Genomic DNA, 26652 nt, shown 5'->3' on the forward strand with positions numbered 1-26652 from the left:
ACGGGGCGACGCAGAAGGAGCCCTTGGCGAGCTTCCACTCATTGATCACATCGTAGGAAGGGCAGCATCCGGTTCGCCTCGTCGTCGACGGCTCGCTGTTCGGCGGTGGTGAGAGGCCGGAATGGCGCGAGTCGTATGTCGTCTCCGGTGAAGGACCAGGTGCCACGGACGAAGCCGTCCATGAGGATGGTGGGGCGGACCAGGGCCTGGCCGGGCATGACCCGCTTGCGGTCTTCGTCGCTGATGATGCGGGTGCGGTCGGCGTGGCCCAGCAGGATGTTGTCGTAGGCGGGCAGCAGTCGCACGGGCGCTGGGAGGTGCGGGTCGGGCAGGTGCGCGTCGGGCAGGTCGAGCAGGGTCTGGCCGTCGGGTCCGGTGTAGCGGCGTAGTTCGATGCCCGAGTCCGCGACGCCCTGCTTCATTCGCCTCAGCCCGCTCCACGCCTGGAAGTCGGCCACCGTGGCCGGTCCGAAAGCGGCGAGGTAGCGGCGGAACAACTCGTAGATCGGCGTGGAATCGACAGTTTCGACAGGAATGGCGGTGACGGTGATGGCGGATCGGTTGCCCCAGCTGCCCCAGGAGGCGGTGGCGGGATCGTGGACGAGCGGAGTGCGTAGTTCGAACTCGCCAGCGAGGATCCGGCCGTCGCGGCCGGGGTGGCGTGCGGTGAGGCGCCCGGCGAGTTCTTTGCGCGCCAGTGGTCCGGCGTCCAGTAGCGCGCGTCCGTCGGCGATCAGCGTCCCGGTGGGCAGCCCGTTGCTGTTGCGGCGGAAGTACGCCGAGTTCGCGGTGCGGTCGAGGACGGGTTGCAGCAGGGGCCGCAGCCGACGGAAGTCGTCGGCCGCGGCGATGTGCTGAGTGCTACGCAGGAGACCGGAGCGCACGACCTGCCGGTCGACCAGCAGGGTGGTCAGATCGGCGTGGGTGAATCCGTGGATCCGGCTCCACAGGCCGAGGTAGGGCCAGTTCGGTTCCTGTGCCTGCAGGGCGACCAGACGCCGGATCACGTCGAGCGGCGCCTGGCCGGTGCGCTCCAGCAGGAATTGGCGCTGCAACAGCGCCCGGTTGAGGGCGCGACGCGACAGCAGCGTCATGCCAACCGCACCGAAACGTTGCCGCGGTAGTCGCCTCGCAACAGCGACAGGAAGGCATCGGGCACGGTGTCGATGCCGGCCTGGACGACCGTCTGCGGGAAGACGAACGTGTTCTGGTCGAGCCAGGTTCTGAAGTGAGAGTGCCATGCGGCGATCTGGTCGGGCGTGTGGTGGCAGGAGAACGGCAGCAGCTCGATCCCCCTTTCTGTTGCGGCGGCCCGGTCGGGCTCGGGGAAGCGCTGCGCCGCTGCACCCAGTTGGGTGGACAGCGATCCGCACAACGCGAACCGCGCTCCCGGCGCGGCGGCCGCGAGCGCAGCCTCGTAGAGCGGGCCACCGACGGTGTCGAAGAACACCGTGATGCCCTCAGGTGCCAGTTCGTTCAGCGCCGCGACCGGGTCCTGGTGATAGTCGAACGCGGCGTCGAAACCGAGCTCACCGACCAGGTAATCCACCTTGGCTTGGCTGCCCGCGCTGCCGATCACCTTCGATGCGCCCAGATTGCGGGCAATTTGCCCCGCGAGCGAGCCGACGCCGCCGGCCGCACCGGAGACGAACACGACATCACCGGGGCCGACCTTGGCCACGTTCGCCATGCCGTAGTACGCGGTCGGCCCTTGGCCGAGATGGTAGGTGGGGTCCGGGTACGCGTTGCGGTCCAGCTTGACGTACGAGGTGGCCGGCCCGGCGGAATGGGTGCTCCAACCGCTCATCGACTGGACGAGGTCGCCCTCGTGCAGGTCCGGGCTGGCCGACCGTAGCACCGTGCCAATGGCCATCACGCCGATGCGCTGGCCCGGCTGCCAGGCGGGGACCGGCAGGTGGCAGTCGGAGCGCATGAGTTCGAGGTATGTGGCAGCAAGCCCCAGGTGGTCGGTGCGGACGAGGACCTCGCCGTCGATCTCGGCCTCGACAACGGTGAAATGCTCCCGGCTCGGTACGCCGGCGATCTGGGTGGTCAACTGAATCTCACGAGTGATCATGCCGATGACGCTAGATCGGCTTCCGGTCACTTCTTGACCGGAAGTGGTGCGAAGATCAGAACATGGCCAACACCAGTTCCCGAACGCTCCGGTTGCTGTCGTTGCTGCAGACCCACCGCCACTGGTCCGGCACCGATCTGGCCGACCGCCTCGGTGTGTCGGAGCGCACCCTGCGCCGCGATGTCGACCGGCTGCGGGAACTCGGCTACCCGGTCCACGCCTCCCGAGGTACGGACGGCGGCTACCAGTTGGCGCCCGGTGCGATCCTGCCGCCGCTACTGCTTGACGACGAGGAAGGCGTCGCGCTGGCGGTCGGCATGGGCGACGCCACCCAGAGCGGAATCGCCGGGATCGAAGATGCCGCGGTGCGCGCGCTCACCAAAGTGGTGCAGGTACTCCCGCCGAGGCTGCGTGCCCGGGTGAACGCGTTACGCGCGATGACCATCTCACCCGCGGCTGCGGGGCCGGTCGTGCCCGCCGAGGTGCTGACGGTGATCGCTCAGGCGTGCCGGGACGAGGAGCGGCTGCGGTTCCGCTACACCGCCCGCGGCGGCCCCGACACTGACCGGGAAGTCGAACCGCACCGCCTGGTGCCCCTCGGCGGGCGCTGGTACCTGGTGGCCTACGACCTGACCCGACACGACTGGCGCAGCTTCCGCCTCGACCGACTGACCGACCCGCGCAGCGCCGGAACGAGCTTCCGCCCACGACCCCTTCCCGCCGACGACGCCGCCCAGTTCGTGCGCAGCTCCACCGGAGGCCACGCAGGACACGTCGTACAGGCGCTGGTCCACGCATCCGCCGAACACGTCCGCCGGGTCGTCGGTCGGTGGGGCACGATCGAGGCCATCGATGGCGACCGCTGCCGCCTCACCATGGTGTCCACCACCCTCGACTGGCCCACCCAGGCGCTGGGCATCATCGGCGCGGAATTCGAGGTGCTCGGCCCACCGGAGTTCGTCGACCACCTCCGGGAGTGGGGAAGCCGGTTCCTCCTGGCCGCACAACACCAGCGGCCCCAACCCGCTTCCCCTAAAGAGCACACCAACCCGGTGCCGCAAACCCGGCCGAAGAAAGCGGCAGGAGCTTGCGGCGAACCGCGTGACATCGACGGACCACTCCCGACTTGGCTGCCCCGCTGAGCTGGGCCAACGCGACGCTGGTCGATCAGGACGCCGCGGAGGTGGTCCGGTCGATGAAGCAGGACGGTCGGTTTCCGCTGCGGACCATCGGCAGCCCGGCCTGTGCCGGTCAGTGCCGAAAGCAGGGCTGGTCGACCGGTACCGGGTGGTGGTGTTCCCCGTCGTCAACGGCGTAACCGGCAGGGACTGGATCTACGACGGATGGCCGGACGTGGCGCTGCAGATGGTCGACTCGCGCACCTTCGACGGCAGGCTCCAGCTCCTGGAGTTCGGTCCCACCGTCCTGACCGGCCCTCCGCGGTCGTCGGCGAGGGACTGACAACCGCACTATTCACGAATACGCCAAACGGCTACGCCAGACCTGGCCGCTGGCGACACCTGCACGGAAGCCCTCCGCCACCGCAAACGACCGCCTCGCCCGTCATGTTCTTCAGTACCGTCGAAACACAGCCCTTCGATCACGGCAGGCGGCTCGTGCCGGCCGCGGCTTGAAATAGGAGAAACCAATGTCCGTCAGACTCGACAACATCGGCATCGCCGTCCGCGACCTAGAAGCCGCCATCGCCTTCTTCACCGACCTCGGCCTGACGGTGCTCGGACGCGCCCGGATCAGCGGCGAGTGGGCTGACACCGCCGTCGGTCTGGACGGCAACACCGCCGACATCGCCGTGCTCCAGACGCCCGATGGCAACGGTCGCATCGAGATGTTCCAGTACGTGCATCCGGACGCGATCGAGGCCGAGCCCGTCCAACCGAACACCATCGGCATGCACCGCGTCTGCTTTGCCGTGGACAACATCGACGCCGCCCTCGAGGTCGCCGCCAGGCACGGCTGTCACCCGCTCCGCGGCGTCGCCACCTACGAGGATGTCTACAAGCTCACCTATCTCCGCGGTCCCAGCGGCATTCTCGTGATGTTCGCCGAAGAGCAGCGGAAAGCGGACTGACCGCGAGTCCCTGTGTCCGCATTCGTCCTCCGCCGGATGACGGCACCCATCGTTCGGACGGCCCGGCCCCCGGGCCGGGGCAGAGTGTCTGTGACGTACCGGGTCGGGGGTAGGCGGCGACGAGCCGGTAGGCCAGCCGGGCGTCGATGGTGCGCTGGGCGTCGGCCGGGCCGTGGTGGCCCAGGGTGCCTCTACCTCCGCGAGGTCGCGAACTACCGGCCGCCCGGCGGGGGCGTCACCTGCGGGCTCGTCTACGAGCGGTGGCGCGGGGTGGACGCCGCAACCGCCGGCCGCGTCGTGCGCGTCGACGGGGTGTCGGTCCCGTCCCCGGACTGGACGGGAGATCAGCGGCTTCCTCGCCGGCCGAGGCGGTTGGTAAGGCGATGATCGCCGACGGCAACGGTCGTCCGACCGCCGGGGAGGCGTTGGAGCCTGCCGGGCCGATCGAGCGCCCAGACAGCGAAGATCGTGCGCCGCCGCCGTACCACCCGGTTGCACGCTCCGAGCAGGATCGAGTCTCGCGAACCGGTCGACCGCCCGCACCGGTCCGACCTGAGTCAGAGGCGTTGCCGCTTGTGTCGGCCGCCGCGAAGACCGAACGCGTTGGCTCGTCCCCAGCGGCCAGGGATGTCGGAGAGTTCGATGCGATTGATGGAGGGTGGCAGGACGGGGTCGCTCGCGAGGTGGTTCTCGTGAGGGTTGAGGCCGAGGATGGTGCGGAGGAACAGCAGAGGGGCTCCGGCGGACCAGCCTTGCGGGCTGCACGCGGTCGGGTACTCGACCGGATAGCTGGTCAACGCGCGGTCATAGCCGGCGAATGCCTCGGGGAGTCGGCCTTGGAAGTAGGTTGACGCTTGGATGACTGCCTCCGCGATGCGTGCCGCCTCATCGCGGAAGCCGTAGCGCCACAGTCCCCAGGCGATGATGGAGTTGTCGAACGGCCAGACGGTGCCGACGTGGTAGCCGACGGGGTTGTAGCGGGCTTCGGTGTCGGCGAGGGTGCGCACGCCCCACCCGGAGAACATGGCGGGGCTCAGCAGGTGTTGAGCGACCTTTTTTGCCCGGGCGGGTTCGACGATGCCGCTCCACAGCAGGTGTCCGATGTTGGAGGCGAGGGCGTCGACGGGTTTGCCGTCCGGGTCGACCGCCAGCGCGTAGTACTCCCGGTCCGGGATCCAGAAGTCGCGGTTGAACCGTTCCCTGAGTTCGGCGGCCTCGCGTTCGAGACGCTCGGCGTAGGCCGGGTCGTTCCAGAACTGGCGGGCCAGGCGGGCGCCGCGGATCTTCGCGTCGTAGGCGTACCCCTGCAATTCACAGGTGGCGCGGGGCGGGTGGGGGAGCCGTCCGTCGTGGTACGAGATCGAGTCCGGGGAGTCTTTCCAGCACTGGTTCTCCAGACCCTGCACCTTGTTGCGACGCCAGTAGGAGATGTAGCCGTTGCCGAGCAGGTCGCCGTACTCGTCGATCCAGTTCAATGCCTCCCGGGCGTCGTGCTCGAGGAACCGCACCAGCTTGGCGTCTCCGGTCCACCGTTCGTACTCGTCGAGTAGGATCACGAAGAGCGGGGTGGCGTCAGCCGATCCGTAGTAGGGACTGTGCGGCTGCTCCCCGAACGCGGCGGACTCCCCGTACCGGAGTTCGTGAGAAATCTTCCCCGGCTCCTCCTCGCGGAAGTTGTTGAGTCGGCTGCCCTGCAAGGCGGTCAGCAGGTGCAGCACGGGTGGAACCAACTGCGGTGTGAACGGCAGAGCCTGCAGGCTGATGAAGATGCTGTCCCGCCCAAAGGAGGTCATGAACCAGGGCAGGCCGGCCGTGGGGATCGGCGCTCCGCCGGACAGTGTGCTGAACCGCATGGCGGCCAGGTCGACGAGGCTCCGCTCGTACGCACTCTGGAGGGGTTCGTAATCGCATGCCAGCGTCGGCGCATTCTGAATCCAGCGCTCCAGATCTGGTCGCAACCGTTGCCCAAGGCGTCTCTTCCGGTGGGCACCCCAGACGCCCCCGCCGGCCTCGTTCCGGGCTCCGTGGATGATGGGCTGCGCACGCAGTTCGGTGTGCCATGATCCGCGCGGGTCGAGTTGGATGTCGAAACACATCCCATCCTCGTCGACATGCGCGGGCGCAGTACTGGAAATAATCGTCTCGCGCCGGAACTTGCCTCGCGTGTAGCGCAGGCGCAAGCGGCCATCTTCCCTTTCTTTGGACGTTATGCCGATTTTCCTCCGCGCGTCTTTGACCTCGAACAGATCGGCGAAGTCGCTGTCCACGTTCAACCGCAGCCTGAAGCGGGCCGGCTTGATGTCGTGGTTCAGAACGGTCAGGCGCTCGACGAAATCTGCAGAGATCGACTGTTCCCGAATGACCGACACCTTCGCATCGATGTAGTGCGTCGGCTCGCCGGGCACGAGAAAGAAGTGCGTCTCGAAGTACTGCACTTCGTCTCTTGACAGGGCGTTGAGTCGCTGTCCGTTGATGCTGAGAACCCAGGTCGACAGGAAACGGGTGTCGAAATAGAAAAGCCCGGCCGGATGGGCCGGCGAAGGACTGACGTCACCCCGCTCGTCGGTGACGATGAACGTGTTGCCGTCCAGAATGCTGACGGTTTTTTCGATCATTCCTTTCGCCTCTCCTCGAGAACGAACTCTCGCGGATGGAGCGCGGACCTAGGGCTGGGGAAGAGCCGAGAGAACCGGTCCACCAGCTGGATGTTGCCCTCGACCAGAATGTCGTTGCGGAGAAGTAACGCGACGAAGGTCTCTTCACCGCTGGCCAGCCGGTCGAACGCCGGCCGGCTACCACGCATGACCGCCTCGGGCTCCCGACCCATACGCGCCACCTGCGCATGCCCCTTCCGCAGGGTCACAAACCACTGCTCAATCCGCTTGTCGCACTCGATGTCGAGGCGGACGGTGCCGCGGACCGTCGCCGGCAGAAACTCCACCCCCGCGACCTCTTGACGACTCAGCCGGTCAAGGAACTCACCAATCACACCAGCCATCCGCGCCACTTCCCTTCACGGTTCACTGTCTTGAGCAAACTAGAAGCGCCGGTGATGACGGGGCCTCACCCGAAACGGGTGGGATCATTCCGGGCTCCTCATTGTTGTGGCCGTGCGCCCGAGTTGACGCACGAACTCCAGCCGTCTCTGACCCGGCTCCGGTGCCAGCCACGGAACAGATGGCGTCGCGATCAACGTCTCGCAACTGGAATGAAGCGTCCGCACTCGGGGCTCTTCGCCAACGCGGGATGCGGCACGCGATCCCCGAACGCTCGAACCAGGTTGGGCGCCGGGCCGCCAAGGGCCGCGCCGGGGGCCGACCACCCGCCCTTCGGCAAGGCGATTGAGCCAAGCGCAACGTCGTGGAACGCTGCCTTGACCGCCTTACGATGGCGTGACGTGGCCACCCGAAACGGCATGCGTAGGAGCGGCCCGGCCTGTCGTTGGCACATTGGACGGTCGGTGCTCGACTGCTCGATCGCTGCCCTGCAACGGTCAGTGAGCGGGCGGTGCGCGACGACGTGCTCGATCACCGCCCGGTCCACCTCGAGCTCGTAGTAGTCCTCGGCGAACTCGACGTACCGGTCGCTGATGTCGTCGAGCAGGATTTCAAGCAGCCCGGAGCCGTCCGGGGCGTTGTCGTCGTACGGCCCGGTGAGCGGAGGGAAGACGATGCCTTCGCCGGCGTGCCAGCGGTCATCACCGAGGGCCGCCACAGCACGGCGGTGGCGAGGAACTGTCCCTCCTCGTCGCCGAACGCCGACGCACGCCCGGTGGCGGTCACCGGCTCGCAAGGCGGCGTGATCCGGGTGTGGGACCTCACCGATGGCCGGATGCTGCACCGCATCCCGGTCGAGGACGTGGCGAAGCTGGTCGCCCTCGCCGACGACGACAGCATCTTCGCCGAGCTGAAGGCCCCTCGCGGTGTTCCGGCTCGAACCGGCTGACCCGCATGCCGCCGTTACTGCTCTGCCGTGAGAGGCATGCCGTGCGGGCTGTCGGCCGGTAGCACGTGGCTAATCGGCGTTGCTAGGTACCGGTAGTCAGTGTTACTGTCTACCGGTAGTAAGCAGTACTGAATAGCTGAGAGGGGAACCCATGGGCAGGCAGATGACGGAGATGCTCAAGGGAACGCCGGAGGGCATTGTCCTCGCGATCCTGTCCGGCCGGCCCGCGTACGGTTACGGGATCACGGCGTGACCGCGGGGTCAGGGCTTCTCCGGCACCGCCGAGGGCGCCATCTGCGCGCTGCTCGTCAGGATCGAGCAGCGCCGGCTCGTCGATGTGGAGAAGAAACGGCCGAGAAGAGGCCGCCGCGCAAGGTGTAGTCGCTCAACGCTCAAGGACAGGAATACCTCGAAGAAGCCTGGAGGACCTGGAGCTTCCTGGCAGCACGGCTTGAGCATCTCCACAACGGAGGGAAGAGTCATGCCCGGCACTGACGAGGGCGGCTCCATCGCCAAGGTGATCGGCCCCAAGCGGCGATGGCGGCAGTGCAAGGCACGCGTGGAGCAACTTCCGCCGAACTGCCGCACGGCCGTCGAAGCGATCGAGCGATACCTGATTCGTGCCCACCGACACCATGCCCGGCCCAGTGCGCGCCTTCGCCGAGCACCAGCCGGCGACAACCATCGTCAACACGATCCGCGACCTGCTCACCCAGCAGCCGTGCGGCACCGACATCTCAATCGCCCCCGCACGGTGCGTCGGCATCCTCGTCATCACGTGCATCTTCGCCACAGCCATCTACCGCCGCGATATCAACTAGTAAGGCGCGGCAGGGCAACAGCACCCCCGAGGCACGAATCCACGCGTCCAACATGGCGGACCAGCTGACGGAACGCCTGTTCATCGACTGCCTGCACTGCGTTTGCGCGCCCGCCTGGGACTTCCTGATACGCGAGCTGACGGGCACGCAGCCGCTCGCCTACCGCCCGCCCCATCCCCATCGCCCCGAGCTGTTCGACGAACTGCTCGCTGAACGCCACACCAGAGAAGAGGAATCATGGAAACTCAATCAGAAACCGCCAGGAGCACCAAGAACAACAGGCTTCGGATGCCGCGGGTCTCCCGGCGATTGGGGGTCACGGCGTTGGCGGTCACACTGCTGGTGGGGGCAGCACCCGGGGCCGCCACCCCGGCCAGCGGGGCCCCGTCGAAGGCCGCCGTCGGGCAGGATCGCCCGGAGCTGCAGAGGGCCATCCAGGCGACAGTCGATGCCGGTTTCCTCGGGGTGCAGCTGCGCGTGCACGATGAGCGGGGCGACTGGGTCGGTAGCGCCGGGGTGAGCAGGCTGGGCAAGGCCGCGAAGCCGCCGACGAACGGGCGGTTCCGGGCGGGCAGCGTCACCAAGACCTTCGTCGCGACCGTGGTGCTGCAACTGGTCGCGGAGGGCAAGATCGGGCTCGACGCCTCGGCGGCCGACTACCTGCCCGCTTTCGGGCTGGACCGGCGGATCACGGTGCGGATGCTGTTACAGCACACCAGCGGGGTGTTCAACTACACCGGCGAGTACTACCCCGATGGAACGGTCGTGCCAGGGATCCCGTGGTCAGGCAAGGAATGGGTGGAAAACAGGTTCAGGACCTACCGGCCGGAGGACCTGGTCCGGTTCGCGTTGTCCAAGCCGGCGCGGTTCGCGCCGGGGACGGACTGGAGCTACTCGAACACGAACTACACGCTGGCCATGCTGCTGATCGAGAAGATCACCGGCAGTTCGTACGCCGACGAGGTCCAGCGGCGGATCGTGCGGCCGCTCCGGATGTCGGGCACCGTGGCGCCGGGTACCTGGCCGCAGATCCCCGGGCCGCACGCCCACGCCTACTACCGGTACGAGGACGGCGGCCAGCAGAAGACGGTCGACGTCACCCGCCAGAACCCATCCTGGGCGCCCGGCGCCGGCGACATGATCTCGACCACCCGGGATCTTCACACGTTCATCTCCGCGCTGACGGGCGGGAAGCTCCTCCCGGATCCGCTGCTGGCCGAGATGCGCAAGCCGCACCCGACCAGCGGCTATGGCCTCGGGTTGTTCGTACTGGACTTGGGTCCGAACTGCGGCGGCACCATTCTCAACCACAACGGCGGCGTCCAGGGCTACGCGACGCTGATGTACAGCACGCCCGGCGGCAGTAGGACCCTGGAGGCCTCGCTGACCTACACGGCGGACGCCGCCGACCCATCGTCCCTGCAGGAGGCGTTCCAGAAGGCGGTCCAGACGCTCACCACCGAGGTGTTCTGCGGCGAACAGGCCGGTTCGCCTGACAGGGCCGAGCCGGCTCGGTCCACGCCGCCGAACACTGTGGACCCGTACACCTTGAGGATGGGCTCCATCTGAGCGTGCGCGAGGCGGAGCGCGAACTGGGTCACGCCGAGCTCGTGAAGCCCGGCGTGACCGGTTCGCAGGCGTAGTCGACGTTTGATTCCGTGCCGCAGGTTGCGGGAGAGGCCAACCAGCAGAATTCCCGGGTCCACTGGTCGGGTGGGCCGGAACCGACCGTCGATCCGAGTGGCCACGCCGACGCCGGCGCCGACCATCGCGCGTGACTTCGCCTGGGCGGGCGGGCACGGATACGTAGCACCCCGGCCACGTCCCCGTGGGCGTTGATCGCGGTTGCTCCCGCGCCGGCGCAGGGCGACCGGCAATAGGTATCGGCGAAGTTGGCCTGGGCGGCAGAATGGGCACGGGTCCAGGTGATCATGGAGTCGTCTACGCTCAGTGATCACGAAGGACGGCCGTGCCCGCGCTGCCATCTTGTCTGGTCGAACCCCTCTGGGACCAGTTCGCCGCACTCCTACCCACACGGCCGGGAGTTCGCCGCGGGGCACCCGCTCGGCTGCCACCGCCGCAGAATCCCCGACCGGACCGTGTACGAACACGTGGTGCTCGCGCTGGTCCACGGCTCGGGTTGCGAGCGCCTGTCCAGTCCCGGATGCTCCGACCGCACCATCCGCCGACGGCTCAAAGAGTGGGCCGCGCAAGGCAATTCCGAGGCCGTCCACGCCATCGCGCTCCAGGCGTACGACCGCATGATCGGCCTGGAGCTGTCCGAGATATCTGTCGACGGCTGCATCACCAAGGCCCCGTGCGGCGGCGAATGCGCAGGCCGGTCCCCGGTCGACGGGGGAAGCAGGGCCTGAAGCGCTCGCTCGCCTCCGACGCGTGCGGCGTCCCGATTGGCCTGGTCGCCGCAGGGGCCAACCGCCACGACTCGCCTCTCCTCGGCCCGACCCTCGAAGCGGCCATCGGACAGGTGGGTCCCTTGCCCGAGGACGTGAACATCAACCTCGACCGGGCTACGACAGCAACAAGTCCCGCACTCTGCTCCGGGAGTCGGGCTTCACCGGTGAGATCTCCCGCAAGGGTGTACCCGCCCCGATCCAGCCCGGTAAGCGGTGGACCGTGGAACGGACGCACTCGTGGATGAACGGCTAGGGCAAGATCCGGCGCTGCACCGAGAGGAACGGCGCCGTTATCGAGTTCTACCTCCACCTCGCCGCGACTCTCGTCAGGCTCCGCGTGCTCATCCGACGCTCGACGAGCCGCTACCGCTGGGACGGCCGCCCCACCACCCGGCGCCTCAAGTGATCCATCTGCCGATCGGTCTTAAACGAGTGCGAGAGTCCCGGTCCGGGTGATACAAGGTCCGCGTGACTGATCATCTCTATTTCCCCACCCTGCTGCGGAGGATTGACGAGCGTTCCGCCGCGTTCCGCGCCGCTGTCGCCGCGGCCCCCAGCCTCGACGCCGACGTCCCGTCCTGCCCGGGCTGGACGCTGTACGACCTGGCGAACCACCTCAGTGAGGGCGACCGCTTCTGGGCCTACATCGTGCTGAACACCGCGCCGGGCGACGAGCGGCCGAGCAAGGACGGCCTGGCGGCGCCCAGGGAGCGCGAGGCCCTCATAACCTGGCTGGCTGACTCGACGGACCAGCTGCTCACTGCTCTGCGCGAGGCCGGCCCGGACCGGGGCTGCTGGGCCTGGTGGGAGCCGCTGGCCTCGCCGCATACGGTGGCCGCCGTGGCCCGCCGCCGCGTCCCGGAATCGCTGATCCACACCTACGACGCCCAGCTGGCCTCCGGTACCCCGCAGGAGCTGCCGACGACCGAGGCGGTCGACGCCATCGAGGAGTTCCTCGCCACCGTCTGCACCGGCACAGTCCCGTGGCCGGGCGAGCCCGCCACCATGGACTACCACGCAGCCGAGGCCGGCTCCTGGCGCCAGACAGTGGACGCCGCCGGTTCCCGCTTCACCCGCCTCACCGGGGCGGAGGCGGCCGAGAGCAAGCCCACCGCCGCCATCTACGGCACGGCAAGCGAGATGGCCCTGCTCATGTACATGCGCATCCCGGCTGGCTCGCTGCGGATCGAGGGCGACGCCGACCTGCTCCAGCAGCTGCAGGACTGGGGCTGAGGCCGACCGGCAGCTGGATCACTTGAGGCATCGGGTGGTGGGGCGGCCGTCCCAGCGGTAGCGGCTCGTCGAGCGTCGGATGAGCACGCGGAGCCTGACGAGAGTGGCGGCGAGGTAGAGGTGGAAGTCCACGACGCATAGCCGGAGCCGTGGACCCAGCGCGATCACGATGTACTCAAAGACGGTCCGGTCTGGAACCTGTCGCCGGTGGCAACCCAGCGGACGGCTCTCCGCGTATCCGGTCCGCACCGCAGCAGACCGGGGGCGCCGCGTTCGCAGGTGATGCGGCGCGCGGTCCTCGACAGTGTCGGTCAGCCCCAACCTCCCCGTCGCCGGCTCGCCGGGCGGCGAAGTCGCCGCCCGGCGCATGACCACCGCGCAGGCTTCCTGGAGCGGGAGGCGCTCCCGACCGATCTGCGGCGGCCGACCAACGCCAGCTACGTTGACCCCGGCCGCATCAACCTGCAGGGTCAGGGGTCAAGCTCCTCCTGCGTGTTTCGGCTTCTCGTCAGGACGTGGCCTTGCGCAGGAGTTCCGCGAGAGCGCGCTGCTCGTCAGGGGAGAGGGCATCGATCGGCGCTTTGCGTGAGAGGGCGTCGAGCACGTTGCTGCGGCATTTCTGCCCGTCCTCGGTGAGGGTGAGGATCTTCGCTCGGCGATCCGTGGGGTGAGGCTGCCGTCGCACCAGCCCTTGTTTCTCCATGCGATCGATCACGTAGCCGGCGTTCGACGCCTCGCAGCTCATGCGATCGGCGAGCTCGGTCAGCGTGATCGGCTCCGACATCTCGCGAAGCGCGATCGCCTGCGATGCCGTGATCCCCAGCGCGTCTGCGACACCTCGGATGTGCGAGTCCATGCGCTGGTTCAGGCGCGCAACAAGCCCGCACAACTCCACGCCACCCACCGAAGCACTCATGACAACAGGGTACCTCAAGTGTTCCGAGTTGTGATAGTTCTAGTTCAGCGCATATAGTCTCAACTCGGAATATCAAAACTCGGACTAGCTGAAGGATGCCATGACTACTCCACCACAGCGCAGCGCCACCGGGGCGCTGCTCCTGGCCGCGCTCGCCACAGCTCAACTGCTGATCGGCCTGGATTACAACATCGTCTTCGTCGCGCTGCCCGAGATCGCCGGCCTCGGGTTCTCACCCGAGACGCTGCAGTGGGTCGTCAGCGCCTACGCGATCGCCTTCGGGGGGTTCCTGCTGCTGTGCGGCAGGCTCACCGACGCGATCGGCAGACGACGTATGTTCTTCGCCGGCCTCACCCTGTTCGCCATCGGCTCGGTCCTGGGAGCGGTCGCGGTCTCGGAGTGGATGCTCATCCTCGGCCGCGGCATCCAAGGGCTCGGCGGTGCGGCACTGGCACCGTCGACGCTGGCACTGCTGAGCGTCGGGTTCGCAGAGGGCGCGGCCCGCAACAAGGCTCTCGGTATCTGGGGCGCTGCCGGCTCCTCCGGCATGGTGCTCGGCTCCATCCTCGGCGGCGTACTCACCGACGCGCTCGGGTGGCGGTCGGTCTTCGCGATCAACATCCCCCTCATCCTGGTCGTCCTCGTCCTCGCGCTGCGCGCGGTGCCGCTCGACGAGGCACGCCTCGCACTCCGTCGCCTCGACGTCCCCGGCGCGATCCTCACAACAACAGCGGCGATCCTGATCGTGATGGGCTTCACCTTCGCCGCAGAACACGGGTGGGGCGCGCCCGCGACGCTGAGCGCCCTTGCCGCCGGCATCGTCGCTGCCGTTGCGTTGCTCATCGTCGAGGGCCGCACCCGCGACCCGCTGCTTGACATCCGCCGCTTCACCAACCGGCATCTGGCCACCGGTACCGGATCGACGTTCCTGTTCATGGCCGGGTTCGGTGCCACCGCCTACTTCCTGACGCTGTACTTCCAGCAGACCCGCGGTCTGAGCCCGCTCATCACCGGACTCGCCTTCGTCATCCCATGCGTGGGCGTGCTCATCGGCACCAACATCGGCGGACGCCTCGCCACCAAGGCCGGCCTCCGTACGGCGATGGCCACGGGACAGGTCATCGGTCTTGTTGGGGTCGGCACCTTCGCGCTCCTCGTCGGCGAAAACACAAGCTGGATCACCGTGTTCGTCCCCGCGGCGTTCTTCAGCCTTGGGCAGGGCATCGTGTTCACCACGATGTTCGCCACCGCCACCACCGGCACCCCCGAGGGCGAGCAGGGAACGGCCAGTGGCATGGCCACCGCTGGTCAGCAACTCGGCGGAGCGATCGGCCTCGCCGTCCTCATCAATCTCACCTCGGCGCTTAGCGGATCGACATTAACGACCGCGATGACCGGCATCACCGTCGTCATCGCCATCGGCCTCGCCGTCGCACTCCTCATCCCCGGCGAAACACGACAGGTAGGAAGCCAGTCGAGCGCGGAACCGCTCATGTCCGCCGCTTCTCAAGCAGCACGAGACACGAGCCAGTAGCCCATCGCTCATGCCTGATGCCCGGCAGCACACAAGCTGCCGGGCGTCAACACTCCGGAGAACCGCTCGCTATCTGTGGTAGTACTCCCAACGTCACTTGGCCTGTCTGCGCTGGTGGTGGGATCGTCGGGCTCGGGACGATCGTCGCCAGGTTGACCAGTGCAGGCAGGTTGCCTACGCCCGCCGTTGCTCGCCGAGCCGGAGCGGTTGATCAGCGCGATCGCCAAGCTTGTCGGCGTTTCGCGCAGCACCATCTACAACGTGCTGCCTGCTGCCGCCGCAGTTGGCTCAGCAGCGCCACGTCGCACAGATCGCCACCCTGCCCGCTGGAAGCGATGCCGTTCGAGCGGTGACGTCGACTCGGCGCCGGCCATCGCCGTCACGGGGCTGGCCACCTCGCCGACGGCCGGTCCGCCGGACCGGTACGGCAACGAGGATCGGCCTCGGGGTCACCCGAGGAAATCGGACACCGATTCCACGGCCTCGAACCTGCGCGCGGCGAGGTCCTCCCGGGAGCACATGTAGAACACCGTGGTGTAGTCGGTTCCGAAGTCGTCGCCGACGTCACCGCGGTCCAGGAAGAACTCGGCCAGCAGCAGGTGGGTCTCGAAGTCGTCGACCGGCACGCCCAGACCGCCGGTGTTGGAGCGGCCGAACCCGCCAAGAACGAGCAGCCCGTAGCTCGGCAGGTCCCAGCTGATCTCGGCAAAGAGGTCTTCGTCGTCGCGGGCGCCGTCGGCCAGGTAGCGCGGGTTGGCGCCGGCGTGAACCGGCAGGCTCCAATCCGGGGTGGCGTGGAGGGCGGCGCGGTCGTAGACCGAGGTGTGGTCATCGGGCGGCTCGGCCTCCGTGCATTCCTCGCCGGCCGGCACGTAGACGACCCGGCCCTCGTCCGAGCCGATCTCCGGCACCGCGAAGAACACCAGTTTGCCGGCTGTGGGAAGGTCGAGGTCCGTCGTGTACTTACCGATCGCGGCGAGGTCGATTGTGGCCAGGTGGGCGTGGTGCAGCGGCCAGGCGACGGACGCCGGCAGCGACGGGTAGCCACCGAAGTGACCCACGACCGGGCCGATCCCCTCCGTGTCGAGAGCGATGCAGGCACGCGCGAGGCTCACCCAGTAGTCGATCGCGTCGTCGGGCATGCCCCTCCTGCGGGCGGCTTCCCGGAAGTCGTCGAGCATGGTGGATTTGTCGAAGTCGGTCGCCATCCGTGCGGCCGCGAAGTCGCGAGCACCCAGGTCGTCGCGGCCGATCACGTAGAACACCCTGGCGTACTCGGTCTCGAAATCGGCGCCGACCTCGCTCGGGTCAAGACAGAACTCGGCCAGCAACACCTCGCCGGCGCCGGTCGGAACGCCTGTCTCTGTGCCGTTCCAGGTGCCGAAGCCGCCCAGGCGCAGCACCGCACTCAGGCCGTCCAGATCATCCGAGATCCGTTCGAAGAGTGCCCGGTCGTCGCGCGGCTCTGCGCTCGCGTAGCGCGGGCTGTCGGCGGCGTTCTCCGGCAGGCTCACATTGAGGACGCCGTGCAGGGGAAAGCGGGCGTACACGGTGACGCCGTCCGGCGGTTCCGCCTCCGCCACCGCCGCGTCGGCCGGCACGTGAACGACCCGCCCGACCGTCGAGGTCTTCCCGGGCACCGCGAAGAACACCAGCGTTCCGTCCGCCGGAAGGTCGAGATCCGTGGCGTTCCCGGGGATCGCGGCGAGGTCGACCGAGGCGAGGTGCGCGTGGCCCGCAGGCCAGGGTGCGGACGCCGGCAGCGCCGGCCGGCCACCGAAATAACCCATGACCGGGCCATTGCCGTCGCCGTCCAAGGAGAGACACGGACGTGCGAGGCTTACCCAGTAGTCGATGGCATCCTGCGGCATGCCGTGCTCCAGGGCGGTCTTCCGGAACTCCGTCAACGTGTACACAGCAGGCATGATCCCAAATGGATGCCCAGCCCGACCTGCCGAGTCGGCGCGACCGCCGGTCGCCGTGGCGCCATCGGCCACCGGCACCCCTCTCACCTCATGACCCGTGGCCCGCATGCGTCCCGACAAAGCATATGTGGTGGCGATCCGCCGCAACGACGACATGATCACCACCAGCATGGGCACCGCCGACGAGTAGATCGCCGCTCTGCCCGGCCAGGCATGGTCCCGCATCTCCGCCGGTCCCGGCGCCCACGGACCCCGCGAATACGACTGGGCCCGGGTCCCGGTCCGGATCTGCTGGCAGCCCGGCCGCGGGCACTGGCTGCTGGCCCGCCGCAACCGCACCACCGGCGAGTGACACCCGCGCCCGCGCTCGATCCGCCGTCGCCGAGCTGGGCGAGGTCCTGCGGTGGAGCCGCTCGCTGCTGAGCCCTGATGCTCACGACAGGATCCAGCGCATCGGGGACCTCGCGCGCCTGGCGTACTGAACTGCCGCTGCTCGCCGCCACCCTGCACCGGGGACTGCGCAGCGCTGTGCAGCGACGCGACCTGTTCGTCCAGGGAGAGGCTGCCCTACAGCGTCCCGCCCGGTCGTTGGTCTACCCGTGCGGCCCCACGCTGGCGGCCGACGACCGCCGACGATGACCCGGTGCGCGACCTCTGCCGAGCGTTGTCGCAGAGGCCTCAGGCCGAGTGCCGCCAGCGTCGCCCCCCAGCCCGGCACGGCCAGGAGCGCCGGCAGCGCACAGCCGTCCGAGCCGGGCGCCGCGGCCTTCGCCCGGTAGGGCGGCCGGGCAAGCACGGTGATGCACGCCGCCGGGTGCCGAGCGGCGAAGGCCCGTCGAGCAGGTTGGGGCCAGACTGCCGCCTCCATGCTGATGCCTGCGTAGCGTCCGGGGTAGTTCGGGTCGCTGGCGGCGGGGCCACCGGCGGCAGGCCCCGCTGAGCCCCTTGTACGCCTGCGGTCTGGCTCTGCACAGCACCACGCTCGTCCCCCGCGAGAGCTACCCGCAAGTGTCCACCGCACGGTGACGAATCCCGGTCCGCGAATCCATAGCGTTCCAGGTGGACCGCGGCGCTCCGGCCGCGCACCTCCCGAAGGAAGCATCATGCGTGTGATGAAGCAGATCTTGGCCGTCCTGGCGGTCAGTCTCGTCGGCAGCCTGGCCGTCGCGACGGTGAAGAACAACCCCTGGCTCACCCTGGCCCTCGGGATGGCGACCGCCGTGGCCGCGCTCCTCGTGTACGGGTGGGTGGTGCGCCGTACCGAACGACGTGAGGTCACGGAGCTGGCCCGGGCCGGGGCCGGCACCCGGATCGCCCGAGGGACGTTGATCGGGTTCGCCATGTTCGCCGCCGTCATCGTCAACATCGCCCTGCTGGGCGGCTACCACGTGCACGGCATGGGCTCGGTGACCGGCGTGGTGGGGCTGTTCGGGTTCATGGCCGCCGTGGCCGTGACCGAGGAGTTGCTCTACCGGGGCCTGCTGTTCCGTCTCGTCGAGGAACGCCTCGGGACCTGGCTCTCGCTGCTGCTGACCGGCGTGCTGTTCGGCCTGATCCACCTGCTCAACCCGGACGCCAGCCTGTGGGGCGCGACCGCCATCGCCGTCGAGGCGGGCTTCATGCTCGCCGCCTGCTACGCCGCCACCCGCAACCTCTGGGTGCCGATCGGGCTGCACTTCGGCTGGAACTTCGCCGCCGGGGGGATCTTCAGCGTCGTGGTCTCCGGGAACGGCGAGTCCAAGGGGCTGCTGGACGCCACGATGTCGGGCCCGACGCTGCTCAGCGGCGGCGACTTCGGGCCGGAGGGTAGCCTGTGTACGGTGCTGGCAGGGCTGGTATTGACCGTAGTGTTTCTGCGGCTGGCCCATCGCCGCGGTCGCATCGTCCCGCGTCGCCGCGCGGTCGACGCGCCGGCTGCAGGCGTTACCGTCTCCTGATGGTCGACCTGCGGACGCTCCCGGACCTGTGGCGGCGCTGGCCCGTCACGGCCCGGGATTTCCCGCTGGCGCTGCTGATCGCCCTCGCCTCCGCGGTGCCGGTACTGCACGACCGCGGTACGCAACTCGGCAACCTGCCGGGCCGTCCGTTCGACGAGCTGGCCGTGGTGGCGATCGCCCTGGAGTGCCTCCCGCTCGCCATGCGCCGGCGCTGGCCCGGGATCTGCCTCGCCCTGGTGTCACTCGGCTTCGCCATCGACCAGGTCCGCGCCTACCACACGGTCGCGGGCATCGCGTTGGTCGTCGCGTTGCTGAGCGCTGGAGTCCACCTGGAACGTCGTCGGCGCACCACCCTGGTCCTGGGCTCCGCCGCGTACGTCGCACTGGCCGTCGCCCTGCACCGGCAGGGGTCGACGGAGGGCGTGGGTGGTTTCCTCACCTTCTACCTGGTGTTGGCCCTCGCCTGGGGAGCCGGGGCCTGGCTGCGGCAGACCCGGGCCGCGGAGGCCGAGCGCCGCCACCACGCCGCCACGGCCGCCCGCGCCGCCGAACGCGCCCGCATCGCCGGTGAACTGCACGACGTCGTGACCCATCACGTGACGGCGATGGTCGTGCAGGCCGAGGCGGCGCGCTACCTGACGGCCAACCCGGACAGCCTCGACACCACCCTCACCGCCATCACCGACACCGGCCGGCGGGCCATCACCGACCTGCGGATTCTGCTCGACCTGCTCAACCCCGACCACGACACCGAGCCGCGCGTGCCGTCCGTCGGCGAGCTGCACGCCCTGATCGAGCAGACCCGGCAGGCCGGGCAGCCGGTGGAGTTCACCCAGGAAGGCAACCGGGCGGCAACGACAGGCGGCGCGGAGGCCGCCGCCTACCGAGTCGTGCAGGAGGCGCTGACGAACGCCCTGAAGTACGCCCACGGCAGCCGCACCGCCGTGCACGTTCGCCACGGGGGGAAGGAGATCACGGTGGAGATCAGCACCGACGGCTCGGGCGCGCACGCCGCAAGCCCAGGTGGGAGCGGACGCGGCCTGGCCGGGCTGCGCGAACGCGTCACCGTGCTCGGCGGCGAGTTCAGCGCGGAGAGCCGGGAGGATGACGGCTTTGTCGTCCGGGCACGCATCCCCACCGGGAGCGCGTCGTGACCGCGCCGATCCGGGTGCTGGTCTGCGACGACCAGGCGCTGATCCGTACCGGCTTCGCGACGATCATCGGCGCTCAACCCGACCTGGAGGTGGTGGGCGAGTGCGGGAACGGGCGCGAGGCGGTCGACCTCGCCGGCCGGCTGTGCCCGGACGTGGTGGTGATGGACGTACGGATGCCGGTACTCGACGGCATCGAGGCGACCCGTTTGCTGGCTGGCGTCGGGGCGGCCCACCCGATCAAGGTGCTCGTGGTGACGACGTTCAACCTCGACGAGTACGTCTACGAGGCGCTGCGCGCCGGAGCGAGCGGCTTCCTGCTCAAGGACGCCCCACCGGCGCAGCTGCTGCACGGCATCCGCACCGTCGCCAGCGGGGCCGCGCTGCTGGCGCCCGAGGTGACCCGGCAACTCGTCGGCAGGTACGCGGCGCGCATCCGCCCCGCCGAGGGCACGCCGGACGACGTGGGACTGACCCCGCGCGAGTTGGAGGTGCTGCGCCTGATCGCCGACGGCCTGTCCAACGGCGAGATCGCGGCCCGGCTGGTGATCAGTCAGGAGACCGTCAAGACGTACGTGTCGCGCATCCTCACCAAGCTCGGCCTGCGCGACCGCGTGCAGGCGGTGGTGTACGCGTACCGGACCGGGCTGGTGACGTGAACGCCGTCACGTGACACCACACCGATCTGCCGCCGAGCGGGCGCCAGGGGCCGCACCTGCGACACGGACACCGTCAGGCGACCGCTCGCGCCGAGAACAGTGCGTCGTGCTCGGCGGGTCACGGGTCAAGCGGCGATACCTCCACCGGTTCGGAGGTACGTCACGCCGTTGCGTGGCAGTATCGCTTGGCCGTTCTCCCGGTAGTACGCGAATCGTCCTGCTCCGGTCCCGGTCGCGCGAAGGCGACCGGGACCGAGACATGAACGGTGGCACTGGTCGTGGCTTGTGGGCCGTTCGGCTACGGGGTATTCAGCGGCCGATGTCATCCAGCTCGGTCAAGTCCTCATGCGAGAGGGAGAGTCCCGCGCCGGCGATGTTCTCGCGCAGGTGCGCTGTCGATGACGTGCCGGGGATGAGCAGGATGTTCGGTGATCGCTGCAGCAGCCAGGCAAGCGCGACGGACATCTGTGTCGCCTCCCGTCGAGCGGCGACCGCCGAGAGAGCCGAGGACTGAAGCGGGGTAAAGCCCCCAAGGGGGAAGAAGGGCACGTACGCGATGCCTTCGGTGGCGAGCCGGTCGATGAGCTTGTCGTCGTGGCGGTGGGCGAGGTTGTACATGTTCTGCACGCACACGATCGGCGCGATGCTCTGTGCCTCGGTGACCTGCTCCTCGGTGGCGTTGCTGACCCCGAGGTGGCGGACCAGACCCTGCTGCTGGAGTTCCACGAGCGTGGCGAACGCGTCGGCGAGCGAGCCGGGCTGGGGACCTTCGGCGTTGCCGAGTCGGAGGTTGACCAGGTCGAGTACGTCGAGCCGGAGGGACTTGAGGTTGTCGTGGACCTGGCGGCGCAGATCTTCGGGTCGCCGGGCCGTGGGCCAGCCACCCTGTTCGTCGCGGGTCGCGCCCACCTTGGTCACGATGTGCAGCGACTCGGGATAGGGATGCAGTGCCTCGCGGATCAACTCGTTGGTGACGCGCGGCCCGTAGGCGTCGCTGGTGTCGATGTGGGTGATACCGAGGTCGACCGCTTCACGCAGAACGGCCAGGGCACCCTCGCGATCGGTGGGCGGCCCCATGACCCACGGGCCGGCCAGTTGCATGGCGCCGTAGCCGAACCGTGTGACGGTCAGGTCACCCAGAGTCCAGGTGCCGCCGGGAAGAGAGAAGGAGGGTGTGCTCATCCTGTTGCCTTTCGTCGTGCGAACTTGGGGGTGGCGCCTGCTGCCTCCCTGCATCAGCATTGGAGAGAAACTTCCTGTCGGGAAGTAGGCACTTGGGAGTGCGTAACCCATCCATCGGTGAGAGGTGCGATCATTGACGACGACGAAGGCGGCCCAGAAGAGGGCTCAGGCCAAGGTGGAGTACAACGCGTTCCTGGCAGGGTGCCCCAGCCGGCAGCTGCTCGACCGAATCTCGGACAAGTGGGTCGTCCTGATCCTGTGTGCGCTGGGCGGCGACAACAACCCTGGCCAGCCCGGTGCGGCACACGCAGACGCTCCGAAGGCGATGCGTTACTCCGAGATCTCTCGTCTTCTGGCCGGGGTGAGCCAGAAGATGCTGACCCAGACGCTACGGTCGCTGGAGCGCGATGGCCTGCTCACCCGTACCGTGACGCCAACCGTCCCTGTCACCGTCTCCTACGAGCTGACCGACCTCGGCCTCTCGCTTCATCACATGACGCGCGGGCTCAGAAACTGGGCGCAGACACACATGGCCGAGGTCCTCGTAAACCGCGAGAACCACGACTCTCGCACCTCCTGACGACTCACATCCAACCGTCCAACAGCTCTATGTTCTCGGCGCCACACCCTCAACTGCGAAGAGCCGGCAAACCCTGTCGGCATCATCCGAGCATGATGATGTTGTGGAGGTGGGCGATGCCGGAAGCGGTTTCGGTCAATGTGCCGGCGGCACGCCGGTAGCCCCGCAGGATCTTGAAGGTCTTCATGCGGTCAGGGCGTGTTCGACCTGCGCCCGGACCCCTACTGGGTGACGATCGGGACGGACAGCGATGGACGAGCACGACCAAAACCGACCATGTCCGCAGAGAGCAAGCGGAGCGGCAGGCAAGCGCGCTGTATTATGTCTTGACGGGCGTGTGCGATTTACCGTGCGTTCTCGCCCCAGCGCTCGTCGTGCAGTCGATGTAGCGGTGAGGGAACTGGACGAGGGTGGCAGCGGCCATTTCACCCGCGGCGAAGTCCGGCCAGCTCTCACCACGACCTGTGTCGGGTGTCGTGCTGGCCGCGACAACATTGGCGCCGTGGTCGTCGTCGAGGAGTCGAACGTGTCAGGGCCAGGTGTGGCAGCTACCGCTCGTTCTTCGATGGCCGCTGGCTCTTCCTCGGTGATGGCATTGTCTCGCTGACTCACGCTGCCACCTCCTGTGGTCCGGCCGGGCGGGCACCTCGCAGCCGGATCACCTCGTCGGGAGATGAGCGGGCATTGCCACCGTCGGCATGCAGATCAGACAAGGACCGAACTGTCAATAGGCGAATCACGTTAGGGTTGGGCCACAAGCGGCCCCGGACTGCAAGGCATTGAGATTCCCGTCTCCGTTCACAGGGTTCCTGGGTGGCGAGGAAAAACGAACCCTATGCTTGCCGCCGGAATGCCTGCGGCCATCCGGGCCGAGGGAAAGCGCCAATACAAGGATTTGCGTATGCGGCGAAATTCTGCTCTGAGCAACGGCACTGCCGGCGTCGGCGAGATGACGCCCGACGGCGAACCGCCAACTCCCACCGCGGAGGGCGTCGCGCGCCGATCCGCGGTTGCTGAGGAACAGGAGTTTCTCGACCTGGCCACGGCCCGGCGCGACAGGCTTGCCGACCACCTACAGGCCGAGCTCTCGTCGGACGCCCTGGACGCGTTGGGACGGGCGCGGCTGCGCATGCTCCGCCAGCAGTACGAAGAGCTACGGCGAGCACGGGAGGGGCTGGTCTTCGGCCGCCTCGACGGCCTTGACGGCACCGTGCGGCACATAGGCCGTGTCGGTCTGCGCAACGACGGCGAGGACGAGGAGCCGCTGCTGGTGGACTGGCGCGCTCCCGCAGCTCGGCCGTTCTACACCGCGACGGCTGTCGACCCACAAGGTCAGGCACGACGCCGCCACATACGCACGACGGGATCGGTCGTCGTCGGCGTGGACGACGAGCCACTGGACGGGATCATAACGGCGGAGCTCGTCGGTGAAGGCGCTCTACTGGCGGCCCTGGACCAGCGGCGCACCGGTCTCATGTCGACGGCGATCTCCACGCTGCAACGCGAACAGGACGACATCATCCGGGCCGAGGCGACCGGCCCGCTGATCGTTCAGGGAGGTCCCGGCACCGGCAAGACCGTGGTTGCCCTGCACCGTGTCGCCTACCTGCTGTTCACCCACCGGAACATGGCCGACCAGGCGGTCCTGGTCCTCGGCCCTTCGCCGCGGTTCCTCCAGTACATCGGCCAGGTGCTGCCCGCGCTCGGTGAGACCGCCGTCGTCTCGGCGACCTGCGACACGCTGCTGCCCGAGATCCGCGTGGGCCGCGACGAGAGCCGGCTTCTCGCCGAGATCAAGGGCCGCGCCCTCTGGCAACCCGCGCTCGAAAGTTACGTCGCGTCGCTGCTTCCCCGGCCTCGCGAGCTGAAGCTGCGCTGGGAGGGCGATTTCTACGTCATCTCAGCCGCAACAGTGGCACAGGCGCTCGCCTCGGCGGTGCAGGGGCGCCCGTACCACCGCGCCCGCCAGGCGTTCGCCGAGCAGTTGCACCATCTCCTCACCGAAGCCGTCGCCGAGCAGCGCGAGGCGCTGATGGACAAGATGGAGGAGGGCTTCGAGGACATCCTCGCCCGCGTCGACAAGGGTATGCAGCATGACCACCACTTCGGCAGGAGGTCCACCGGCAGTGACGTCGACGGATTGCTCTCCGAGGAAGAGATCGAAGACCTTCGGACCCGTATCACCGAGAACGCCACCATCGCCCGGTTCATCGAGGCATGGTGGCCCACCCTCGACGCCGAAACCCTGCTGGGTGATCTCCTGACCGACCGCACCCTGCTCGCCCGGTTTGCCCCGCAGTTGTCCCCGGAGGAGATCACCGCGGTCTCGGCCGAGCCCGCCCCGTGGGCATCGAGCGACATTCCCCTGCTCGACGCCCTCGCCGACCTACTCGGCGAGGTCGACGCCCCGCAACCACAGGGTGAGTTCGTCGCCGACCACGCTCGCCGGCAGCGCGGCTGGGTGTACGGCCACGTCGTCATCGACGAGGCGCAAGAGCTGTCCGAAATGCAGTGGCAGATGGTCCTGCGGCGCTGTCCCAGTCGCTCCATCACCGCCGTGGGCGACATTGACCAGGCGGAGGCAGCGCACCGGCACACCAGCTGGGCACAGGCGGTGCACGCTGTTTTCGGGGACCGCTGGACCGCCGCAGAACTGACCATCTGCTACCGGACCCCGCGCGAGGTCATGGACCTCACCGAACCCGTGTTGAAAAAGGCTGGCAGCCACAACGCGCCGCCCCGGGCGGTACGTTCCTCCGGCATCGCCCCCTGGGTGCGCACGACCACGCCCACCGAGCTTGCCAGCGCCGCCGCCCAAGCTGTGCGACAGCTACAGCAACGGTGGCATGGCGGTACGGTTGGGGTCATCGCCCCCGCCGACCGCATCGCCGAACTCCTAGCCGTGCTGAGCGAGGTGCCGGTGCTCACCGCGACCCAGTCCAAGGGATTGGAATGGGACGCGACGCTGCTCATTGACCCCCAGGGCATCGCCGCTGAACCGCGCGGCTGGAACGGCCTCTACGTCGCGCTCACCCGATGCACCCAGGAACTCGGACAGCTGGTGCTCACGTAGCAGATCGCGAACACCCACAGACAGAATCGTCAAGGTCGTTTTGCGCGGACCGGGCGATTTGCGGGCGTGGTGGGCGAAACGGTCTGGGTGGGAACCGGCGCGCCGTTGGCTGCGCGTGTTGGCGAGTGCGTCATCGCCAGACGCTGACTCGGCTGCGGCTCGGCGGGCCCCCGACGCTGCACTCAAGGGTCTGAATGGCTGTCCGCGCGGTTCGCAAACCGGTTCGGCCGTGCGGAGCCGCGCCGACAGACGGATGTCCGCCCGGCGATGACATGCTGCCGCACTGCCTGCCGGTCCCCAGTGCTACTCCGGCCCAGGTCGTCGTCCTGGGCCGGAGTAGTGCTGCGAATGTCGGCCGTCCTGGTCAGACGAAGTTCACGTCGCTGCACCACATGTAGGCCTGGTCGAGGTGTGATGCCTGCCAGATGACGAAGACGATGTGGTGTCCGGTGTATCCGGATGTGGAGACGTTGAACGAGATGTTTTGCGCGGGCGCGTATCTCCCGGTCTGCGTGATGAAGTCGAGGTTTCCCCATCCGAGGCGCTGGGTGGCCGGGTTGAACCCGTTCTTGCTGACGTAGACCCGGAAGAAGTCGGCACCGTGGCTGGCCTGGTCGTACAGGTGGATCGTGAAGTTGCGGCTGACGTTGGTCGTCTTCCACGCTCCGGGCTGGTTCAAGCTGTCGTTCCTGGACAGGGCGTTGCTGCACAACTGTCCGTCCGGCGTACGGCCTTGGAAGTTTCCGCCGAGACCGTCCCGCAGCGCGCTCATCCAGTTCCACATGGTGTCGGGGTTGGCCTGAAATGCCCGCCAGCACATGGGGTCTTGCTGCTGCATGGCCGGGTTCGTGTGGTTGCTTCCCCACGTCTGCCAGCACTTGTATGCCCGAGTTGCCGGGTTGATGACCGTCCCATGGGCCTGGGCCGCACCGGCCCAGGGCAGCATGCCGACCATCATGGTGAGCAGCAGGACAACCGCTCGAAGGGGCTGGCGTAGGACCGGCCGGGATCGTCCGCCGGATTGATCGGGCTTGCGTGAACGCATGGTGCTTCCTCCGTTCTTCGGCGCCAAGGTCCGCATGGGAGCGCTTCCAAGACGAGCTTGACACCTACTGC

Annotated in this window: 22 protein-coding genes and 3 pseudogenes; 16 read left to right on the top strand and 9 right to left on the bottom strand. The window is 68.2% G+C overall.

The genetic code is table 11. The features are described from left to right. Window positions 1–38: 38 nt before the first annotated feature. Together ACGF7U_RS17215 and ACGF7U_RS17220 are read right to left on the bottom strand one after the other, a co-directional pair. Window positions 39–1094, bottom strand: a complete 1056-nt coding sequence (locus ACGF7U_RS17215) for a winged helix DNA-binding domain-containing protein (protein ID WP_393107585.1) — start codon at window positions 1092–1094, stop codon at window positions 39–41. Then, the gene (locus ACGF7U_RS17220) at window positions 1091–2077 is read right to left on the bottom strand and encodes a zinc-binding dehydrogenase (RefSeq protein ID WP_393107587.1); all 987 of its coding nucleotides are present in this window, start codon (window positions 2075–2077) and stop codon (window positions 1091–1093) included. The genes ACGF7U_RS17215 and ACGF7U_RS17220 overlap by 4 nt, the downstream gene beginning before the upstream one ends. A gap of 62 nt (window positions 2078–2139) precedes the next feature. On the opposite strand from ACGF7U_RS17220, the gene ACGF7U_RS17225 reads away from it, so the two are divergent. From ACGF7U_RS17225 to ACGF7U_RS17235, 3 genes are all read left to right on the top strand, one after another. Next, window positions 2140–3219 carry a helix-turn-helix transcriptional regulator gene (locus ACGF7U_RS17225; RefSeq protein WP_393107589.1) on the top strand — a complete coding sequence of 360 codons (1080 nt, stop codon included), beginning with the start codon at window positions 2140–2142 and terminating at the stop codon, window positions 3217–3219. A 112-nt stretch (window positions 3220–3331) separates the two neighbouring features. Then, complete coding sequence (locus ACGF7U_RS17230; RefSeq protein ID WP_393107591.1) at window positions 3332–3538, top strand: hypothetical protein; 207 nt, start codon at window positions 3332–3334, stop codon at window positions 3536–3538. Between the two features lie 187 nt (window positions 3539–3725). After that, window positions 3726–4166 carry a VOC family protein gene (locus tag ACGF7U_RS17235; RefSeq protein WP_393107592.1) on the top strand — a complete coding sequence of 147 codons (441 nt, stop codon included), beginning with the start codon at window positions 3726–3728 and terminating at the stop codon, window positions 4164–4166. Between the two features lie 557 nt (window positions 4167–4723). On the opposite strand, the gene ACGF7U_RS17240 is transcribed toward ACGF7U_RS17235, so the two are convergent. Together ACGF7U_RS17240 and ACGF7U_RS17245 are read right to left on the bottom strand one after the other, a co-directional pair. Beyond that, window positions 4724–6781 (bottom strand): glycogen debranching N-terminal domain-containing protein, encoded by a 2058-nt coding sequence (locus ACGF7U_RS17240; RefSeq protein WP_393107594.1) that lies wholly within the window; start codon window positions 6779–6781, stop codon window positions 4724–4726. After that, window positions 6778–7164, bottom strand: a complete 387-nt coding sequence (locus ACGF7U_RS17245) for an SCP2 sterol-binding domain-containing protein (RefSeq protein WP_393107596.1) — start codon at window positions 7162–7164, stop codon at window positions 6778–6780. Before ACGF7U_RS17245 ends, ACGF7U_RS17240 begins: the two co-directional genes overlap by 4 nt. A 509-nt stretch (window positions 7165–7673) precedes the next feature. Between ACGF7U_RS17245 and ACGF7U_RS17250 the strand changes: the two genes are divergently transcribed. The 5 genes and pseudogenes from ACGF7U_RS17250 to ACGF7U_RS17270 all read left to right on the top strand — a co-directional run bounded on the left by ACGF7U_RS17250 (window position 7674) and on the right by ACGF7U_RS17270 (window position 12579). Next, window positions 7674–8111, top strand: coding sequence for a hypothetical protein (locus tag ACGF7U_RS17250; protein ID WP_393107598.1), 438 nt, complete (start codon window positions 7674–7676; stop codon window positions 8109–8111). 620 nt (window positions 8112–8731) lie between these two features. Continuing rightward, entirely contained in the window at window positions 8732–8932 is a 201-nt protein-coding gene (locus ACGF7U_RS17255) for a hypothetical protein (protein ID WP_393107600.1), read from the top strand. A 237-nt stretch (window positions 8933–9169) separates the two neighbouring features. Next, window positions 9170–10501 (top strand): serine hydrolase domain-containing protein, encoded by a 1332-nt coding sequence (locus tag ACGF7U_RS17260; protein WP_393107602.1) that lies wholly within the window; start codon window positions 9170–9172, stop codon window positions 10499–10501. Between the two features lie 400 nt (window positions 10502–10901). Continuing rightward, a pseudogene (locus ACGF7U_RS17265) lies at window positions 10902–11752 on the top strand (IS5 family transposase). Window positions 11753–11814: 62 nt separating this feature from the next. Then, on the top strand, window positions 11815–12579 hold the full coding sequence (locus tag ACGF7U_RS17270) for a maleylpyruvate isomerase family mycothiol-dependent enzyme (protein ID WP_393107604.1): 765 nt from the start codon (window positions 11815–11817) through the stop codon (window positions 12577–12579). An 18-nt stretch (window positions 12580–12597) separates the two neighbouring features. Here ACGF7U_RS17270 and ACGF7U_RS17275 read toward each other — a convergent pair. Both ACGF7U_RS17275 and ACGF7U_RS17280 read right to left on the bottom strand, forming a co-directional pair. Next, window positions 12598–12714: pseudogene (locus tag ACGF7U_RS17275) on the bottom strand (IS5/IS1182 family transposase); the annotation flags it as partial. A 373-nt stretch (window positions 12715–13087) separates the two neighbouring features. Further along, entirely contained in the window at window positions 13088–13495 is a 408-nt protein-coding gene (locus ACGF7U_RS17280; RefSeq protein ID WP_393107606.1) for a MarR family winged helix-turn-helix transcriptional regulator, read from the bottom strand. Window positions 13496–13595: 100 nt separating this feature from the next. Between ACGF7U_RS17280 and ACGF7U_RS17285 the strand changes: the two genes are divergently transcribed. Together ACGF7U_RS17285 and ACGF7U_RS17290 are read left to right on the top strand one after the other, a co-directional pair. After that, window positions 13596–15029 (top strand): MFS transporter, encoded by a 1434-nt coding sequence (locus tag ACGF7U_RS17285; protein WP_393107608.1) that lies wholly within the window; start codon window positions 13596–13598, stop codon window positions 15027–15029. A gap of 159 nt (window positions 15030–15188) precedes the next feature. Beyond that, window positions 15189–15554, top strand: a complete 366-nt coding sequence (locus ACGF7U_RS17290) for a helix-turn-helix domain-containing protein (protein ID WP_393107610.1) — start codon at window positions 15189–15191, stop codon at window positions 15552–15554. Here the strand turns inward: ACGF7U_RS17290 and ACGF7U_RS17295 are convergent. Then, on the bottom strand, window positions 15479–17131 hold the full coding sequence (locus ACGF7U_RS17295) for a hypothetical protein (RefSeq protein WP_393108012.1): 1653 nt from the start codon (window positions 17129–17131) through the stop codon (window positions 15479–15481). The two genes, ACGF7U_RS17290 and ACGF7U_RS17295, sit on opposite strands and share 76 nt — an antisense overlap. On the opposite strand from ACGF7U_RS17295, the pseudogene ACGF7U_RS17300 reads away from it, so the two are divergent. From ACGF7U_RS17300 to ACGF7U_RS17315, 4 genes and pseudogenes are all read left to right on the top strand, one after another. Beyond that, window positions 17070–17294: pseudogene (locus ACGF7U_RS17300) on the top strand (IS701 family transposase); the annotation flags it as partial. The gene ACGF7U_RS17295 and the pseudogene ACGF7U_RS17300 sit on opposite strands and share 62 nt — an antisense overlap. Before the next feature lie 763 nt (window positions 17295–18057). Continuing rightward, window positions 18058–18891, top strand: coding sequence for a CPBP family intramembrane glutamic endopeptidase (locus ACGF7U_RS17305; protein ID WP_393107612.1), 834 nt, complete (start codon window positions 18058–18060; stop codon window positions 18889–18891). Then, window positions 18891–20045, top strand: coding sequence for a sensor histidine kinase (locus ACGF7U_RS17310; RefSeq protein WP_393107614.1), 1155 nt, complete (start codon window positions 18891–18893; stop codon window positions 20043–20045). Before ACGF7U_RS17305 ends, ACGF7U_RS17310 begins: the two co-directional genes overlap by 1 nt. Beyond that, the gene (locus ACGF7U_RS17315) at window positions 20042–20701 is read left to right on the top strand and encodes a response regulator (RefSeq protein WP_393107616.1); all 660 of its coding nucleotides are present in this window, start codon (window positions 20042–20044) and stop codon (window positions 20699–20701) included. The genes ACGF7U_RS17310 and ACGF7U_RS17315 overlap by 4 nt, the downstream gene beginning before the upstream one ends. A 309-nt stretch (window positions 20702–21010) precedes the next feature. Here the strand turns inward: ACGF7U_RS17315 and ACGF7U_RS17320 are convergent, their stop codons facing one another. Further along, the gene (locus ACGF7U_RS17320; protein ID WP_366640442.1) at window positions 21011–21883 is read right to left on the bottom strand and encodes an aldo/keto reductase family oxidoreductase; all 873 of its coding nucleotides are present in this window, start codon (window positions 21881–21883) and stop codon (window positions 21011–21013) included. Between the two features lie 133 nt (window positions 21884–22016). On the opposite strand from ACGF7U_RS17320, the gene ACGF7U_RS17325 reads away from it, so the two are divergent. Next, window positions 22017–22463: a winged helix-turn-helix transcriptional regulator gene (locus ACGF7U_RS17325; protein ID WP_393107618.1), complete on the top strand. Its 447-nt coding sequence runs from the start codon at window positions 22017–22019 to the stop codon at window positions 22461–22463. Window positions 22464–23313: 850 nt separating this feature from the next. Continuing rightward, entirely contained in the window at window positions 23314–25536 is a 2223-nt protein-coding gene (locus ACGF7U_RS17330; RefSeq protein WP_393107620.1) for a HelD family protein, read from the top strand. 364 nt (window positions 25537–25900) lie between these two features. Here ACGF7U_RS17330 and ACGF7U_RS17335 read toward each other — a convergent pair whose 3' ends face one another. Next, the gene (locus ACGF7U_RS17335; RefSeq protein ID WP_393107622.1) at window positions 25901–26581 is read right to left on the bottom strand and encodes a lytic polysaccharide monooxygenase; all 681 of its coding nucleotides are present in this window, start codon (window positions 26579–26581) and stop codon (window positions 25901–25903) included. Between the last annotated feature and the right edge of the window lie 71 nt (window positions 26582–26652).

This window comes from Micromonospora sp. NPDC047670 (genome assembly GCF_043204915.1).
Classification (GTDB): Bacteria; Actinomycetota; Actinomycetes; order Mycobacteriales; family Micromonosporaceae; genus Micromonospora.

What these genes read in the sequence shown, in the direction of transcription:
- ACGF7U_RS17330 (WP_393107620.1), top strand. Translation starts at nt 23,314, where the DNA reads ATGCCTGCGGCCATCCGGGCCGAGGGAAAGCGCCAATACAAGGATTTG.
- ACGF7U_RS17215 (WP_393107585.1), bottom strand. Translation starts at nt 1,094, where the DNA reads ATGACGCTGCTGTCGCGTCGCGCCCTCAACCGGGCGCTGTTGCAGCGC.
- ACGF7U_RS17235 (WP_393107592.1), top strand. Translation starts at nt 3,726, where the DNA reads ATGTCCGTCAGACTCGACAACATCGGCATCGCCGTCCGCGACCTAGAA.
- ACGF7U_RS17280 (WP_393107606.1), bottom strand. Translation starts at nt 13,495, where the DNA reads ATGAGTGCTTCGGTGGGTGGCGTGGAGTTGTGCGGGCTTGTTGCGCGC.
- ACGF7U_RS17310 (WP_393107614.1), top strand. Translation starts at nt 18,891, where the DNA reads ATGGTCGACCTGCGGACGCTCCCGGACCTGTGGCGGCGCTGGCCCGTC.
- ACGF7U_RS17335 (WP_393107622.1), bottom strand. Translation starts at nt 26,581, where the DNA reads ATGCGTTCACGCAAGCCCGATCAATCCGGCGGACGATCCCGGCCGGTC.
- ACGF7U_RS17240 (WP_393107594.1), bottom strand. Translation starts at nt 6,781, where the DNA reads ATGATCGAAAAAACCGTCAGCATTCTGGACGGCAACACGTTCATCGTC.
- ACGF7U_RS17320 (WP_366640442.1), bottom strand. Translation starts at nt 21,883, where the DNA reads ATGAGCACACCCTCCTTCTCTCTTCCCGGCGGCACCTGGACTCTGGGT.
- ACGF7U_RS17305 (WP_393107612.1), top strand. Translation starts at nt 18,058, where the DNA reads ATGCGTGTGATGAAGCAGATCTTGGCCGTCCTGGCGGTCAGTCTCGTC.
- ACGF7U_RS17220 (WP_393107587.1), bottom strand. Translation starts at nt 2,077, where the DNA reads ATGATCACTCGTGAGATTCAGTTGACCACCCAGATCGCCGGCGTACCG.
- ACGF7U_RS17260 (WP_393107602.1), top strand. Translation starts at nt 9,170, where the DNA reads ATGGAAACTCAATCAGAAACCGCCAGGAGCACCAAGAACAACAGGCTT.
- ACGF7U_RS17225 (WP_393107589.1), top strand. Translation starts at nt 2,140, where the DNA reads ATGGCCAACACCAGTTCCCGAACGCTCCGGTTGCTGTCGTTGCTGCAG.
- ACGF7U_RS17285 (WP_393107608.1), top strand. Translation starts at nt 13,596, where the DNA reads ATGACTACTCCACCACAGCGCAGCGCCACCGGGGCGCTGCTCCTGGCC.
- ACGF7U_RS17245 (WP_393107596.1), bottom strand. Translation starts at nt 7,164, where the DNA reads ATGGCTGGTGTGATTGGTGAGTTCCTTGACCGGCTGAGTCGTCAAGAG.